Origin of the sequence: Haloarcula quadrata, from assembly GCF_003634715.1 — an archaeon.
Classification (GTDB): Archaea; Halobacteriota; Halobacteria; order Halobacteriales; family Haloarculaceae; genus Haloarcula; species Haloarcula marismortui.
The window spans coordinates 333173-348548 of the sequence record NZ_RBWW01000001.1; the positions used below are offsets into that span (position 1 = coordinate 333173).

General features: G+C 64.3%; 17 protein-coding genes. 11 read left to right on the forward strand and 6 right to left on the reverse strand.

Features of this window, described 5'->3' with window-relative positions; genetic code table 11:
• Positions 1-175 precede the first annotated feature (175 nt).
• From BDK61_RS01750 to BDK61_RS01760, 3 genes are all read left to right on the forward strand, one after another.
• Positions 176-1279, forward strand: a complete 1104-nt coding sequence (locus BDK61_RS01750) for a tRNA (guanine(26)-N(2))-dimethyltransferase (protein WP_121302133.1) — start codon at positions 176-178, stop codon at positions 1277-1279.
• A 104-nt stretch (positions 1280-1383) separates the two neighbouring features.
• Positions 1384-1842 (forward strand): hypothetical protein, encoded by a 459-nt coding sequence (locus tag BDK61_RS01755; RefSeq protein WP_007187837.1) that lies wholly within the window; start codon positions 1384-1386, stop codon positions 1840-1842.
• The gene (locus BDK61_RS01760) at positions 1839-2249 is read left to right on the forward strand and encodes an SHOCT domain-containing protein (protein WP_244209661.1); all 411 of its coding nucleotides are present in this window, start codon (positions 1839-1841) and stop codon (positions 2247-2249) included. The genes BDK61_RS01755 and BDK61_RS01760 overlap by 4 nt, the downstream gene beginning before the upstream one ends.
• 13 nt (positions 2250-2262) lie before the next feature.
• Here BDK61_RS01760 and BDK61_RS01765 read toward each other — a convergent pair whose 3' ends face one another.
• Together BDK61_RS01765 and BDK61_RS01770 are read right to left on the reverse strand one after the other, a co-directional pair.
• A complete protein-coding gene (locus BDK61_RS01765) occupies positions 2263-2949 on the reverse strand; it encodes a helix-turn-helix domain-containing protein (RefSeq protein ID WP_208644651.1) in 687 nt (228 codons plus the stop codon).
• Between the two features lie 75 nt (positions 2950-3024).
• The gene (locus BDK61_RS01770; RefSeq protein ID WP_004960138.1) at positions 3025-3441 is read right to left on the reverse strand and encodes a hypothetical protein; all 417 of its coding nucleotides are present in this window, start codon (positions 3439-3441) and stop codon (positions 3025-3027) included.
• A gap of 94 nt (positions 3442-3535) precedes the next feature.
• Between BDK61_RS01770 and BDK61_RS01775 the strand changes: the two genes are divergently transcribed.
• The 3 genes from BDK61_RS01775 to BDK61_RS01785 all read left to right on the forward strand — a co-directional run bounded on the left by BDK61_RS01775 (position 3536) and on the right by BDK61_RS01785 (position 7168).
• The gene (locus BDK61_RS01775) at positions 3536-4972 is read left to right on the forward strand and encodes an MATE family efflux transporter (protein ID WP_121302135.1); all 1437 of its coding nucleotides are present in this window, start codon (positions 3536-3538) and stop codon (positions 4970-4972) included.
• 70 nt (positions 4973-5042) lie between these two features.
• On the forward strand, positions 5043-6278 hold the full coding sequence (locus tag BDK61_RS01780; protein ID WP_004960133.1) for a YihY/virulence factor BrkB family protein: 1236 nt from the start codon (positions 5043-5045) through the stop codon (positions 6276-6278).
• Positions 6275-7168: a phosphatase PAP2 family protein gene (locus tag BDK61_RS01785; RefSeq protein WP_121302136.1), complete on the forward strand. Its 894-nt coding sequence runs from the start codon at positions 6275-6277 to the stop codon at positions 7166-7168. Before BDK61_RS01780 ends, BDK61_RS01785 begins: the two co-directional genes overlap by 4 nt.
• A 12-nt stretch (positions 7169-7180) precedes the next feature.
• Here BDK61_RS01785 and glnA read toward each other — a convergent pair whose 3' ends face one another.
• Entirely contained in the window at positions 7181-8536 is a 1356-nt protein-coding gene (gene glnA / locus BDK61_RS01790) for a type I glutamate--ammonia ligase (RefSeq protein ID WP_121302137.1), read from the reverse strand.
• Between the two features lie 126 nt (positions 8537-8662).
• Here glnA and lrp point away from each other — a divergent pair, with 126 nt between their 5' ends.
• The 3 genes from lrp (at position 8663) to BDK61_RS01805 (ending at position 11342) form a co-directional block, all read left to right on the forward strand.
• Positions 8663-9121 (forward strand): HTH-type transcriptional regulator Lrp, encoded by a 459-nt coding sequence (lrp, locus tag BDK61_RS01795; RefSeq protein WP_121302138.1) that lies wholly within the window; start codon positions 8663-8665, stop codon positions 9119-9121.
• A 140-nt stretch (positions 9122-9261) separates the two neighbouring features.
• Positions 9262-9858, forward strand: coding sequence for a TetR/AcrR family transcriptional regulator (locus BDK61_RS01800; protein ID WP_011224422.1), 597 nt, complete (start codon positions 9262-9264; stop codon positions 9856-9858).
• Complete coding sequence (locus BDK61_RS01805; protein ID WP_121302139.1) at positions 9855-11342, forward strand: MATE family efflux transporter; 1488 nt, start codon at positions 9855-9857, stop codon at positions 11340-11342. Before BDK61_RS01800 ends, BDK61_RS01805 begins: the two co-directional genes overlap by 4 nt.
• Positions 11343-11387: 45 nt before the next feature.
• Here the strand turns inward: BDK61_RS01805 and BDK61_RS01810 are convergent, their stop codons facing one another.
• Positions 11388-11930: a Rieske (2Fe-2S) protein gene (locus tag BDK61_RS01810; RefSeq protein WP_208644652.1), complete on the reverse strand. Its 543-nt coding sequence runs from the start codon at positions 11928-11930 to the stop codon at positions 11388-11390.
• 97 nt (positions 11931-12027) lie between these two features.
• Here BDK61_RS01810 and BDK61_RS01815 point away from each other — a divergent pair, with 97 nt between their 5' ends.
• Positions 12028-12327, forward strand: a complete 300-nt coding sequence (locus BDK61_RS01815) for a hypothetical protein (protein WP_121302141.1) — start codon at positions 12028-12030, stop codon at positions 12325-12327.
• 167 nt (positions 12328-12494) lie between these two features.
• Positions 12495-13079 carry an NADPH-dependent FMN reductase gene (locus tag BDK61_RS01820; protein WP_121302142.1) on the forward strand — a complete coding sequence of 195 codons (585 nt, stop codon included), beginning with the start codon at positions 12495-12497 and terminating at the stop codon, positions 13077-13079.
• A gap of 2 nt (positions 13080-13081) precedes the next feature.
• Here the strand turns inward: BDK61_RS01820 and BDK61_RS01825 are convergent, their stop codons facing one another.
• Both BDK61_RS01825 and BDK61_RS01830 read right to left on the reverse strand, forming a co-directional pair.
• A complete protein-coding gene (locus BDK61_RS01825) occupies positions 13082-14602 on the reverse strand; it encodes a hypothetical protein (protein ID WP_004960105.1) in 1521 nt (506 codons plus the stop codon).
• Between the two features lie 259 nt (positions 14603-14861).
• Entirely contained in the window at positions 14862-15356 is a 495-nt protein-coding gene (locus BDK61_RS01830; RefSeq protein ID WP_121302143.1) for a DUF7858 family protein, read from the reverse strand.
• Positions 15357-15376: the final 20 nt, after the last annotated feature.

Sequence of the window (15376 nt, forward strand, 5' to 3'; positions counted from 1 at the left end):
CGGACGGCGGGCGGCGCAAGCACTGCGCGAGCGACTGTAAGGAGCGAGGCAGCGCGCAGCGAGACCTCCGATGCCAGCGCCTCGGGGCTTTCTGGCTGTTCACGCCACCCTCAAGTACGGAAGCATCAACAGGCAGGTTCGAACAACTTAACGGCACCCGCACAGACCGGAGAGTATGCGCGTCAGTGAGGGCCGGGTGACGGTCACGGTGCCGGAACAGCCGGAGGCGGGGAAGGGTGCGGACGTATTCTTCAACCCCGTACAGGAGCTGAACCGCGACATCACCGTGGCGGCGCTGCGGGCCTACCGAGAGCGAACCCCCCGCGTGTCGACGTATCTGGACGCCACCGCCGCCAGCGGTATCCGTGGCGTCCGCGCGGCGGCCAACGACTGGGAGACGACGCTGTGTGATATCGACGACGACGCAACGGCGCTGTGTGAACAGAACCTCGAACGCAACGACCTCGCGGCCTCGGTCCGGCGGTCGGACGCGAACGTGCTTATGCACTCCGAGGCGTTCGACGTGGTCGACGTGGACCCCTTCGGCACGCCGATTCCGTTCGCCGACGCGGCGGTGCAGGGGACCAAACACCTCCTCTGTGTGACGGCCACCGACACCGCGCCGCTGTGTGGCGCGCACTTCGAGAGCGGCGTCCGCTCGTATGGCGCGGTACCACGAAATACCGAGTTCCACGCCGAGATGGGGATGCGCGTCCTTCTATCGGCGATGGTCCGCACCGCCGCCCGCTACGACATCGCTGCCCGACCGATTCTCAGCCACGCGACCAAACACTACGCCCGGACCTATCTAGAGTTCGACCACGGCGCGAAGGTCGCTAACGACTGCATCGACGAACTCGGCTACGTCCACCACTGCCAGCATTGCCTCTGGCGCGACCACGATTACGGCCTCATCGCCGACCCGCCCGAGGACTGTCCGGTCTGTGAGAAGCACCTCCAGACGGCCGGTCCCATCTGGCTCGGTCGGACCTGTGAACCCGAGTTCGTCAGCGCCGTTTCAGAGCAGGTGAGCGAAGAGATGGGCACCGCCGACGAAGCCAAAGAACTGCTGGCGACGCTCGGGGCCGAAATCGACACGCCGACCCACTATGACCAGCACCGCCTCTGCAAGCGCTGGGGGCGCGGCGCTGAAGCCATGGACGAGTTCATCGAGAAGCTCCGTGACGCTGGCTACGCGGCCTCCCGAACGCACTACGGCGGCACGACGTTCAAGACGGACGCCGACGTGGTAGAGATACGCGAGGCGACGGCAGACTGAGACCGCCGGGTGCTCGTTGACCGCCCGCGAACAGCGGTACCGGTACTAGCGGGATGCAACATGTTGCTGTAAGCGTCACCTCACTGTGTCCGTTCTGTGTACATATGGAACGGAACGAACACCGTTCGAACAGGAGCGTCGCAAGTACGGCTACCGTCCCGAGAAAGATGATTCTCGTGTTGTTCGTGCCGGCGCTATTCGGGGCCGCGCATCACGTCGACCACATCGTCCGCGGGAACCACGTGGGTTGGCCGCTGACCCCCGAAGTAAACGCGTTCACGCTCAGTCTCGCCGTCTACCCGCTCCTAGCAATCGGCCTCGTCCTCACGGTAACCGGGCGGACCGGACTGCGGTACTGGCTCGGATTTTTTACGGCGAACAGCGTGGTGCTCGCGTCCGTCCACCTCGGTCCCTGGGCTATCGAACCACCGTCGGACATCATTGCACCGTACAGCGATCCGATGCTCGGCTACGGGGCCTTCGGGGTCCTGCTTGCACTCATCGCTGCTGTCGCCATCGGGGCAGCGTACACCGGGGTCCTCGTTCTTCGAGGTGGCCGATGAGCCAAACGCTGTCCCACGCGCGCCCCAAGCCGGTGAGCGCAGTCGTCTCAGCAGTCATGACGGCGGCCACACTGCTCATTGCGTTCGGATTGCTGGCACTGGGCGTCGAGTCGTTCTGGCTGGTGTTCGTCGTCGGCTTTGGTGTGGTCCTCCCGGCGGCAGTGGGGGTGGTCGAATACAATCAAGACAGTGACACCCGCAATACGACCACCGACCGGGAGAGCGAGACAGAGTCGGCGCTGGCCACGCTTCGCCAGCGGTACGCTCGGGGCGAACTCTCAGAAGTTGAGTTCGAGCGGCGGCTTGAACAGCTTCTCGAAGCGCCGTCATCGCCGGCAGAACGCACACGTGAGACGGCTCACTGGACCGAGGAGCAACACGGTGTGTCCAGAGTGAGCGACCAGTAGTTGTCACTCACGGTTAGCGATTCTCCGGGGACTGCGAGGCCGCCGTGGTGAGAAACCACTTGACAATTCGCGTCTGTCCACGTCTGAGCACACGGCTCGCGGTCGACTTGTCGATATCGAGCGCCGACGCTAGGTCGGCGAGCGTGCAGTCGCGGGGCAACTCAAAGTAGCCCGCTCGGAGCGCAGCCATGAGGACGTCCCGCTGGCGCTCTGTCAGGAGTCCGGACGGATCTGTGCTGTGAACGAGCGACAGCAGCTCGTACTGCCTACCTGCGTCCTCAATCGCCGTCCGGAAGTGGTCGAACTCCGAACGGGACCCGGTGAGGTCGAACTCGTACCAGCCGTTCTCGGCAGTGACCGGGTACTCGATAGGGAGGCCGGACTCAGCGACGAACTCGTACAGGTCCGTGTCCGTCGTCTCGTACTTCGCGAGTACCCGATCGGCAGTGCGTTCCAGTTCCTCGTATGCGGTGACCGACGGATGCGTCGCGATGGCGTCGCCAGCGGTCGCGGGGTCGTCAGTCGTCACCTCGCCGAGTTCGACCGCCCTCGTCGCAACTCGAATACCGGAGAGCAACCGGAACGTGGCCTGCGGGTTCGCCTGTGAGACGTCAGCGATCCAGATGTCCTCTGGGAGGCGAATTCGAAGCCGAGCGGCAATCACGCCGACCGCCTCCCGCAAGATGTTGGCTGTGGCCACGGCATAGTGTCACCAGTCGTACCACACAGCCGGACTGTGTAAATCCCGTGGCGAGCGTCGCCGTCGGCAATCGCCTCACCGACCGTTCGCCCGGCCGACGCTCTCTCGAACCGCGGAGACGAGGTCATAGCCCAGCAGATACACCGGGCGCAGGAAGTAGTTCGCCATCCCCGCGAGCCCAAGCAGCCCGCCGATAGCCTGCACCTCGCCGGGTGTGGCCGACAGGCGAACGAGCAGCGGCAGAGCCGTAACGAGCGGCGCGAGCCACAGCGACTGGACGACGCCGTCCAGATCGACACCGGCGACGGAACCGAATCGGTCCTCGTCAGGGCGGACGGCGTACAGCACAGCCGTCAGTACCAGCAGGCCCACGGCAATCGGCAGGGACGCGCCGACCCCGGCGACGCCAAAGCCAATAGCCAGCGCGGCCGCGACGAGCAACAGGATCGTCACCTGCATCGTCCCGTTCCGGATGGCCGCTTCCGTATCCATATCCGGTCGTTGCGGCGGCGCTGTATAAACCCTGTGAGGGCGGCTCCCCTTTCTTAACGCCTTTCCTGTTCGACCGCAAAGGAGGGGCGAACACGTGCCCTCCACGTACAATCCAGTCCGTGGCGTCCTGCTGCTCGTCGGCGGCTTGCTCGCGCGGTTCGGGCTTGTCGAACGCGAGCGGGTCCGGCGAGCGACGGACCTGTCCTGGCCCCGGATCGTCACCGGACTCGCCCGGATGTCGAAGTCGACGGTCGACGTGGCGATGGTGGGGCTGGCGCTCGGACCGACCGCTATCGCCGGCGTCGGCTTCGCCGCGCCGTTCTGGGAACTGGTGTTCGCGCTGGGCGCAGGTGTTGCTGGTGGGACTATCGGCATGGTGTCACAGCGCTACGGGGCCGACGCCGGCGAGGAGCTAGCGGTCACCGTTACGACCAGCAGTGTCGTCGTGGTAGCGGCCACTGTCCCGTTCGCAGTGGTGTACTGGGTCCTTCCAGGCTTACTCGTCGATCTGGTTGGGACAGGGCCACAGGCAATCAGGTACGGTGTGCAGTACTTGCGCGTCGTCGCCCTCGGTGTGCCGTTTGCAGTGCTCAACCTCATCGGGAGCCGAGCACTCGTCGGGGCTGATGACGCATGGACGCCGATGCTGTTACGGGCCGGCGGTGCAGTCGGAAACATCGTGCTGAGCGCCGTCCTCATTTTCGTGGCTGACCTCGGTGTCGTCGGTGCGGCGCTCGGGACAGTCGTTGCGAACGTCCTCGTCACGGTCGGGTTCGCTGTCGGGCTGACTCGTGGACGACTCCCACTCGTCGGTGCACTGCCGATACAGATACCGGTCACCCGGCCGTTCTTCGATAGCGGACTGGCTCGCGACCTCACGAGGACCGGGGCCCCGCTCGTAGGGGCCAACCTTGCACGGACCGGGGCGCAGTTCCCCCGGCTGTTCATCGTCGGCCTGTTCGGGCCCGGCGTCGTCTCGGCCTACGTCGTGGCACTCCGCGTCCGGGCGCTGCTTGATACGCCGAACTGGGGGCTGAGCCTCGCATCGAGTAGCCTCGTTGGGCAGGCACTCGGCGACGATGACGAGGCCGAGGCGACCGTCTGGGCGGAGACAGTACTCCGGCTGAGTATCGGCGTGTACATCGTCGTCGCAGCAATGCTGCTCCCGTTCTCGCGGGGCATCGCCCGTCTGTTCGTTTCGGACCCCATAGTGCTCCCGCTGGTGACAGTGTTCGTCGCCGTTGCGTGTGCCAGTGTCGTGTTCCGTGGCGTCGACGGCGGCTCAGTCGGGCCGCTCCGTGCCAGCGGCGACACGCGCTGGCCGTTTTACTCACAGCTGGCCGGGATGTACCTGTTTGCCCTCCCACTGGCGTATCTCGGCTACGTCACGCCGCTTGGCAAACTCGCGCTATACGCCTCGCTCGTCGTCGAAACGGCGGTTCCCGCGGCAGTGACCTACTATCGGTTCCGGTCGGGGACGTGGCGGGTCGTGAGCCGGTCGTACCGGCCCGACGCAGCGCTCGACGACTGAGATAGCGTCGATGGCCGACTGACATCAGCCAGTCGACAGTATATTTGTGGCTCCACTCTGACGTGCTCGCGTGGACCGCACACGCGCTGTCTCCGTCGGTCGGGCTGTCATCCGAACCGTTCAGGAAGAGGAGGTCTCCTTTCTCGCCGCCGGCATCGCCTACTACATGTTCGTCTCGCTCCTGCCGCTGTTGTTGCTGACGCTGGTCGTCGGCACGCTGGCGGGCGGAGAAGCCTTCGCAGAGCGAATCGTGACGGCGGCGGGAGATGTGCTCACACCGGCGGCGTCGACACTGCTCGAAGACGCGCTGACCAGCGGGGCCGGTCGCGGTGGTGCGACTGTGCTCGGTGTCGGCGTGACGCTGTGGAGCGCGCTCAAGGTGTTTCGCGGACTGGATACGGCCTTCAGCCGCGTCTACGGGACGGACGGCCCCGACTCGATTGTCCGAGAAATCGTCGACGGGCTGGCCGCGCTAGGCGGCATCGGCATCGCACTGGTCGGGCTCGGTATCATCGGCGCGTTCGGGACGGTGCTCGGCGTACAGGTCGCACTCGGCGGGCTCGCGCTCGTTCCCGTGCTGGCAGTCGCCTTCCTCCCGCTGTACTACCTCTTTCCCGACCAGGAGATGACACTGCGGGAGGCCGTTCCCGGCGCGGTGTTTGCCGGTGGTGGGTGGACGCTACTCGGGACGGGGTTCAACGTCTATGCGGCGCAGGCCGATTCCTATCAGGTGTATGGCGTCATCGGCGGGGTCCTGTTGCTCGTGACGTGGTTCTACTTCGCCGGACAGGTGCTCCTCGTGGGCGCGGCGGTCAACGCGGCGCTCGCGGACCGGCAACTACAACAGGTATCGCGCCGACGGTCCGGCAAAGCGATGAGTGAGGACGCTGACGAGACCGACACGCCCCCGCCAGCCGGAACCGGGCCGACCGGACGAGACACTGATACGCTGACAGACGAGGAACTACAAGAACTCCGCGAGGAGTTCGAGTCGTTCCGCGAAGACATCGAGGGCCGGACGCTCCACCGTGACGAGGTGCGGTCGGACCTCAAGCAGTACGTCCGCCGCCGGATGCGCCGCGGCCACGCTCGCCAGTGGGGCCCCTACATCGTCTTGCTGTACGGCACGATCATGACCCTCGGCGCGTTCTACTACCTGAAGGGGCTCTGGGCCGTGCTGGCGATGCTGGTCATCTGGCTGTCGGTACTGGGCCTTTACGCTATCATGATTGCTGTCGGTGTGACGCTTACTGCCACCGGCCTCCCCGGACGACTCGTTGACCGCGTGCGCGACTGGCGACAGTGATACGGGCTGTCGGCGTCACCGAGGTGCTGTCGGCGCTGCCCGGCGCAGTCGTCGTGCTGTTCTCCCTAATCACCCAGCTGGGTGATTTCTGGTTCACGTTTCTGGCCTGTGGCCTGCTGTACTGGCTCGGCCCGTGGACGCCGAAACTCGGGCAGGACCTCACTCGCGACCGGACGGCGATGCTGGTGGCACTGCTCGCCGTCGGCGTCGCGCTCGTCGTGTCACTGAAAGGCGTGTTCGCGCTGCCACGGCCGCCCGGGGCGGGCACGGCCACCCACGCCGAACTGCTCCCGGCGGCGCTGCGGGGCGTCTACGAGTCCATGGCGACCGGGGAAGGGTTTGGCTTCCCCAGTGGCCACGCCACCCTTTCGCTGCTCGTCTGGGGCGGCATCGCGTGGGCGCTCCGGGTCGGCACGCGTCGACAGCGCACCGCTGTCGCCGCGACAATCATTGCCCTCGTCGGGCTCTCCCGGCTGGTGCTCGGCGTCCACTACCTCGCCGACATCGTCGCGGGCTTTGCCATCGCCGGGACAGCCCTCGTACTCGCCCTCGGCGCACTCAAAACGCCCGAGCGAGTATTCGGCTTCGCGGCCGTCATCGCCGTGGCAGGGCTGTTCGTCACCGGCGTTTCCCGCAATTCGGCCGGCGCGCTGGGTGTCGCTATCGCGGGTGCCGTGGTCTGGGCGCTCTTAGGAGATTCAATCCCGGAACCGACCCGGCACGGTGTCGGTATCACAGCGCTGCTGGGCGTTATCTCGGTTGGAACGTTGCTCGGGGTGACGTTCGGGTTAGACCCGACGCCGGGCGTCGTCACGTTACTTGCGGGGCTTGGGACCGGGGTCCTGCTGACGCTACCGCTGGCCGGTGAGCGACTCGCAGAAAAATACTGAAGTGGAAGCCGTTTAGAACTTCTCGAGGTAGCGGTCGAGTTCCCAGTCGGAGACGTCGACGAGGTACTCCTTGTGCTCCTGCGTTTTGGCCTCGACGAAGTTCTCGTAGACGTGCTCGCCGAGAGCGTCCTGAATCACTTCGTCGTCTTCGAGCGCTTCGACGGCTTCGCCGAGGTTCGACGGGAGCGTGGTGATGCCGTACTCCTCGCGTTTCTGCTCGTCGAACTCGTAGATGTTCTCGCGGACAGGGTCGTCGCATTCGAGGTTCTGCTCGACGCCGTCGAGACCGGCGTGGATGAGTGCGGCGAAAGCGAGGTACGGGTTACACGACGGGTCGGGGAAGCGAGCCTCGATACGGCTTGCGGCCGGGGTGCGGGCGGCCGGCTTGCGGATGAGCGCCGAGCGGTTACGGTCGGACCAGGCGACGTAGACGGGTGCCTCGTAGCCCGGGACCAGACGCTTGTAGGAGTTTACGGTCGGGTTCGAGACGGCCGTGATAGCCGGTGCGTGCTTGAGGATACCAGCGGTGAAGCTCTTTGCCGTCTCGGAGAGGTTGAACTCGTCGTCCTCGTCGTGGAACGCGTTCTCGCCGTCCTCGGTGAACAGCGAGAGGTGTGTGTGCATCCCGGAGCCGTTGATCTTCGGGATGGGTTTCGGCATGAACGTCGCGTGTAGGTCGTGCTCGGCCGCGATGGCGCGGACGACAGAGCGGAAGGTTGCGACGTTGTCGGCCGTCGAGAGCGCGTCGTCGTAGGTGAAGTTGATCTCGTGCTGGCCCTGAGCGACCTCGTGGTGGGAGGCTTCGATGTCGAAGCCCATGTCTTCGAGGCCGTAGATGATGTCACGGCGCACGTCGGAGGCGAGGTCCTTCGGCGCGAGGTCGAAGTAGCCACCGGCGTCGTTGGTCTTGGTCGTCGCACGGCCCTCTTCGTCTTCTTCGAACAGGAAGAACTCGGGCTCGGGGGCGGCGTTGACCGTATAGCCCATGTCGTTTGCGCGCTCGATCGCACGCTTCAGGACGCCACGCGGGTCACCGGAGAACGGTTCGCCGGTCGAGGTGTCGATGACATCACAGATGAGACGGGCACTGGAACCGCCTTCGACGTTTTCTCTCCACGGGAGCACGGAGAACGTCGAGGGGTCCGGGTCCAGACGCATGTCGGACTCCTGAATCCGGACGAAGCCGTTGATCGAGGAGCCGTCGAAGTAAATCCCCTCTGTGAACGCTTTCTCTGCCTGGTCGGCTGTGATCGAGACGTTCTTGATCGTGCCGAGGATGTCGGTAAACTGGAGCCGGAGGAAGTCGACGTTCTTCTCGTCGATTTCGTCGAGTACCTCCTGTGCCGCCTCTGAAAGTTCGCTTGTCATCTTTGGACACCCGATAGGAGCGGTGCTACTACTAAAACCCTGCTGATTTGCGCAAAGGTTTCGACGCTTTCGCCTACATTTGGACATTCGTAAAATTCTAATCCCTGGGGGGCGTCCCCCGATGTAATGACGTACGAAAATCTCGACCGTGAGCTAGTGAATGCCCTGCTTGGGGATGGCCGTGCCAGCCTCCGAAGCCTCGGAGAGGACCTCGACGTATCGGTAACAACCGTCTCAAATCACCTCTCCGATCTTGAGGACGAGGGGATCATCAACGGGTACACCCCCAAGGTCGATTACGACAAGCTCGGCTACGACGTGACGGCAATCATCCAGCTCAAGGTGGAGGGGTCGTCGCTCCCGGCAGTCACCGAAGACCTCAAAGAACACAAGCAGATGATCTCCGTGTACGAGGTCACCGGCGACTACGACATCATCGCGGTCGGGAAGTTCACCGATACCGACGGCATGAACGCCCAGATCAAAGAGCTCCTCACCGACCCGGACATCAGGGAGTCGAACACCTCCGTCGTACTCAACGCCGCAAGCGAACACGAACAGTTCGACCTCGACCTGAGGGAGTAGCGACTGGCCTTCTGCCGTCGTTCCGACCTCTCCCAGAGCGACAGCTCCCGCGAGTCTGAGCCCGATATAGCAGGGCATGCGAACCCACCCGCAGACGGTACCGACGAATACTTGACTGACCAGTCAGTTAGTAACACGTAATGGATGACGGCGATACGGCCGACGATATTATGGATGCGACCTACCGTGCGCTGTGTACGCACGGCTACGCGGATCTGACGATGCAGGACATCGCTGACGAGTCGGACAAGAGCAAGGCTGCCCTCCACTACCACTACGACAGCAAACACGACCTCCTCTGTGCGTTCCTCGAATACCTCTATGACGGGTTCGTCGACCGGATCGAGGACCCCGCCGGCGAGACCCCACACGAGCGCCTGCTTTCGCTCATCGATTCCGTGCTGGACAAGCCGGATGACGGGAGCGAAGAGTTCGGGACGGCGATTCTCGAAATCCGCGCCCACGCGCCATACGAACCTGGCTTTCGCGAGCGGCTCACGAAGTTCGACGATTACCTCGTCGACGAACTCGAAGTGATTCTCGAAGACGGTATCGCTGACGGGACGTTCAAGTCGGACCTCGACGCCGATGAGACCGCCCAGTTCATCGTCACCGTGCTGACCGGGGCTGCGACCGAGCGCGTCACGACCGGACGCCCGGTCAAGTGTACCAGACGGATGCTCACCGAGTACGTCGAGACGCACCTTCTCGACGGACAGCAGGAGGTCACAGCGTGAGCCTCCGGCAGAAACTAGGCCGCTTGGGAGCGCGACTCGGGAACCTGTTCAAGGGGCAAGAGGAACTAGAACTGACAAGCGGCGACATTGGCAAGCCGCTGCTGTTTCTCTCCTTCCCCATCGTCATCACGAACCTGCTCCAGGTGGCGTACAACCTCGCCGACACGTTCTGGCTCGGCCAGTATTCCACGACAGCGCTTGCGGCAATCTCCTTTGCCTTCCCGATGATCTTCCTGCTCATCTCGCTCGGGATGGGGCTGTCGGTGGCGGGCAGCGTACTGGTCGCCCAGCATACTGGGGCTGAGGAGCACCGCGAGGCCGAATACGCCGCCTCCCAGACTGTGACGTTCGCGCTGCTGGCTTCCGTGTTGCTCGGCACGGCCGGCTACTTCTTCGTCGAGGACTTTCTGTCGCTGCTGGGCGCATCCAGCGAGGTGCTGCCGGGCGCAACGGGCTACCTACAGGTCGTTTCGCTCGGGCTGACGGCGATGTTCGGCTTCTTCGTGTTCATCTCACTGATGCGCGGGGCCGGCGACACCATCACGCCGATGCTGGTGATGTTCGGAACCGTCGTGCTGAACATCGTCATCGACCCGTTCCTCATCTTCGGCTGGTGGGTGTTCCCCGAGATGGGCGTCGTCGGCGCGGCCGTCGCGACCATCTTCTCGCGTGGCGTCGCGCTGGTCGTCGGCATCGGTATCCTGCTGTCGGGCCGGCGCGGCGTGCGGATTCACCTCAGTGATATGGCGCCCGACCTGGAGTACCTCCGGAAACTGCTCAGGCTGGGCATCCCGGCCTCCGTTGAGGGGACCGGCCGCGCGCTGTCGGTCAACGCCATGCTGTTCATCGTCGGGACGTTCTCCGTGACCGTCGTGGCAGCCTTCGGCGTCGGTATCCGCGTGTTCTCGCTGGTGTTCATGCCGGCCATCGCGATGGACCGCGGCGTCGAGACGATGACCGGCCAGAACCTCGGTGCCGAGCGGCCTGACCGCGCAGCGACGGCGAACCACTTCGCCGCAAAAGTCTCGTTTGGCATCCTCACCGTCCTCGGCGTGGTTACTATCTTCGCCGCCCCAGCCGTCGTGAGCGTGTTCAGCGACGACCCCGAGGTCGTCCGCATCGGGGCCGAGTTCCTCCAGTGGGTCGCCCCGACCTTCGGCTTCATCGGCATCGTTCGGGCCTACTCCGGCGGGTTCCGTGGGGCCGGCAAGACGCTCACCGCAGCGGCGCTGGCGGTTACCATGCTGGGAATCATCCGCCTGCCGGTCGCCTGGGTCGCCTCCCGCCCGGTCTCGGTCCCGGCATGGCTCGGCCCGCAGGTCGTCGACCTCTTCGCGTACTCACTGGCCGAACAGGGCATCTGGCTGGCCTTCGCCGTCTCGAACGTCCTCGCGGCCGGCCTTGCAGCGGCCTGGTTCCTCCGAGGAACGTGGCGTGAGGCCGACCCCCGGAACAACAGCGAACCGGCCGTCGCCGACGACTGACGGCGCTGCTTATTGGGAGATAACCGAAAACAGTCTGACAGCGTGTCAGCGCCGGTCGGCCCGCTCGAAGCGCTCGTCGGTCAGGTACACGTCGCCGTCCCGAACCGAGACCTCGATACTGTCGAGAGCATCGTCAGCGCAGGGCCCATGCGTGCAGACGCCGTCGTCGGGTTCGAACTGCGCGCCGTGTTTGTGACACACCAGCTGGTCACCCCGTACAATCGCGCCCCGACCCGGGTCCAGCGGGACCTCGGGCTGGTGGGGACAGGAGTTGCGCCAGGCGGCGACGGCGTCGCCCGAACGGTGCAGGATGCAGTTGACACCGCGCCGACCGTCGCGCGCCTCGAAGACGAGCGTGCTGTCGGTGGGCACCGAATCGAGGTCGACGATACGGCGCGGCTCGTCACCGTCGTCGTTGTCGTCGGGTGACTGCTCGTCGTCACCGCTGGACTGCACATCGTCGCCAGTCCCAGAAAAGCTGAATCGGACGGTCGCGTCGCCGGCTTCGACCTCGCCGCCGTCGTCGTGGATGCGGACCGACTCCGACTCGTCGTCAGCGTCAACGGTCACATCCACGGGGTCGCTCATAGCAACCTGTTGGCGATTGACACACATATCGATGTCGAAGTCGTCCGCAGGGTGCCGATTGCAAAACGGAGTTATGTCAGCCCCTCAGAATATGAGTATGGACCGAGACGACGTTTCCGTCGAAGTGGAAGTCGAAGTAGAGATAGACACAGCGGAACTGGAAGCCGAAGTCGAAGACATGGCTGAGTTCGAGGCAGAACTAGAGGGCAAAGGCGTCGAAATCGAACTGGAAGCCGAAGTCGAGTTCGCTGAACACGACGAACACGAGGAGATGGATGAGACGGAGGAGGCCGAACACGAGGAGATGGACGAGGCAGACGCAGAAGCTGAGACGGCGGAGTCCGAAGCCGGCGGCGAGACGGACGAGACAGCGGGCAACGACGAAGACCAGGCGTAGTCACAGACAACGATAGCCGGGGTTGGCAGGGTATTCCGCAGTGAACGCGGGTGAAAATCGCAATGTCACAACGGACCGTCTAGCGACGTAGCCACCTATCAGAATACGTCCTGAAATCCATTTCTCAGAATACTTACTGATAGGCGGCAGCTACGAACAGGCACACAATGCACGACACACCACACGTTATCGGTGTCAGCGGCAGCCTTCGTGACGAGAGCGGAACCAGAATCGCCGTCCAGCACGCCCTCGATGCAGCAGCGGGGGCTGGCGCGACGGTTGCACACATCGACCTTCGAGAGTGGGACCTCCCGCTGTTCGACCCTGACGCGAGTGCGGCAGACTCCGGTGACGGCCCGGAACTCGCTGCCCGTGTCCGCGAGGCCGACGCGATGGTCCTCGGAACGCCCGTGTATCATGGCACAATCGCCTCACCGCTGAAGACGGCGCTCGACTACTGCAGTATCGAGGATGTCGAGGGGACGACCGTCGGCATCCTTGCAGTGGCCGGCGGCGGGTTCCCCACGCCGACGCTACAGCATCTTCGGGCCTCCGTCTTGGAGTTGAAGGGCTGGCCGCTCCCGCAAGATGTCGCCATCCCCGACTCGTGGGCCGCCTTCGAGGACGGCACCATCGCCGACGGAGACATCATAGAGCGTGTCGAAGAACTGGGCGCAAACGTCGTCGCGTGCGCAGGGATTGCGGACCAACGCGAGGAAGCGGAACAGTCGGAACTAGCGACCGGGGACTGAGGTTACTCGAACCAGTCGACGAAACTCCCCTCCAGCAGGTTCCCCTCCTGATGGCGGATGTAGGTGGCCTGCATCCCCCAGATGGCTTCGGCCAGCGGGACGTTCTCCTCGACGCGGCGGCGGACGTAGTCGTGTTTCCAGCGTGCGGGCGTGAGCCGGCGGTCGACGCGCTCGCGCAACGGCCGGATGTATCCATGGGCCTCTTCCGCCGAGAGGCCCCGCTGTTCGAGCCCCTCGCGTGCGTGCTCGAACAGTTCACCGTATATCTCTTCGGTGCTGGTCGTCGTTGCTCCATCAGCGGTGATCCACTCGATTTTCGCCCGGAGGCCGTTCCGAGCGGCGGTGTAGAAGTTCTGCTTTGCCGTCTCCCAGTCCAGTGACTGGATTGGGTGTTCGAGTCGCGGTAGGCTCTCCATCAGGCCGGCAAAGACGGCTGCAAAACCAATCGCGTCGTCGACGGTCGGCTGTGCGGCCAGCGGGCGGAACTCGATGCGGGCGTTAGCCGCCGACCGGGTGGCTCCCTCAAACACCGGCCTGACCCACCGCCAGTAGGAGCCATGCTTGTGCCGGAGGTGAACGAAGTCGTCGTCGAAGCGGGTGCCCGACGGCAGGTCGACCGGGACGATGGTGTCGTCCGCGACGATGTCGTCGATGGCATCCTCAACGGTGTCGAAATCCGGGGGGAAACAGACCTTCGGTGGCGTCGAATCGCCATCGGGCGGATTGAGGACTGACTCGAAGACGCCGATGCGGTTCTCCATGTTCGCCCCCGCAACGATCTCCGGGTCGGGCGCGTCGTCGTACAGGTCCGGCGGGAAAAACGGCGAATTGACGCCAAGCGCCAGCAGCGGCGCAGCAATTCGGAGCGCGTAGCTGAAATACTCCGGCAGGTCCGGGGCGTGGGGAATCTGGTAGTGGGGTTGAATCGAAGTGATAAGTGATTCCGGCATCACCGTCTCGGCCTGCAGGGAGACGTGGGGTGCGTCAATTTCGAACGCCGAGGGGTAGTCCGTATTGGCCATCGTGTGATAGCGGACGGAGTCCGACATGTTCGTCCCAATGCGGACACCGCTCTGTTCGACACAGTCACAGAGATACGTCTCGGCTGTCTCGCCGGCGGGCGGAACAGTCCACATACCGTCGGAGACGAGGCGGATGCCCTCGTTGCGTACCCGTTGCTGGGCCGGCATCAGCGACGCCTTCAGTTCGTTTCGCTGGGCCGCCAGTCCGTGGGTGTTCAGCGGCTGTGGGCTCGTCTGCATCTCGGCGTTGTGCAGGCCAAGTTCCTTCTCGAACCCGATGAGTTCAAGCAACTGGCGGGGAACCCGCTGGAGCGCGTCGGTTTGCTCATCAACAGCATACAGCTCCAGTTCCATACCAACGATCGCTTCCGTGTTGTCAAACGTCCCGTCACGAACAGCGGATTTGAGCGCCTGCGCCTCCTCGCGAGCGCGCTCATTGAACGCCTCGCTGTCCGTCGCAAGCACCTCTGCCACCCGGTCCGCCAGTTCCGAAGCCGACATATCTCCGGGTTTGCAGCCATGGGTGTTAAGCATGCCCCAGACAGGAGGCGAGAGCGAGAGAGCAGTTGCGACACCGTCACAGCATGTCGCCGACATCGCTCACTCCCGACCTCGCCGAAAAAGCTATTCACACACGCTCACAGCAGCTCGCCGACGTCGCTCACTCCCGACCTCGCCGAAAAAGCTATTCACACACGCTCACAGCAGCTCGCCGACGTCGCTCACTCCCGACCTCGCCGAAAAAGCTATTCACACACGCTCACAGCAGCTCGCCGACGTCGCTCATCGTCTCTCCTAACGGGTCCCGGTCCTCAGTTGTAAGCGCTCCCTCGACGGCGTCACGGGCCGCGGGCAGCGGGTCGTGCGTCTCGATGTACACAGCCAGGGCAAACTCCTGTTCAGTCACGTCAGCGAGTGCGATGGCGTCGCTGCGGGAGAGGTCTCCGGCAAGCCAATCGGCGATTATCTCACGGCCCTGTGGGCCGACCGGTGACACTTGCTCGCCGACGAGATGGAGCGTCTTTGCGGCCAGCACGGGCGCAACACCGGCGGCGCGGCCTGCATCGCCCACACTCCGACCAGCTGCGTAGGCCTCAACGACAGTTGCCGCTGCCGCCGCCGAACACGGGAGGTCGTCGGCAAACGGGGCCAGCCGCTCCGAGAGGGGCGCGTCCGTCTCGTCAACAGCAGCGACGCCGCGGTCACGCTGGCGGGTCGTGACCTCGACACCAGCGGCGATATCCGACAATGCCATTAAAAATTTCCTTCTCTACA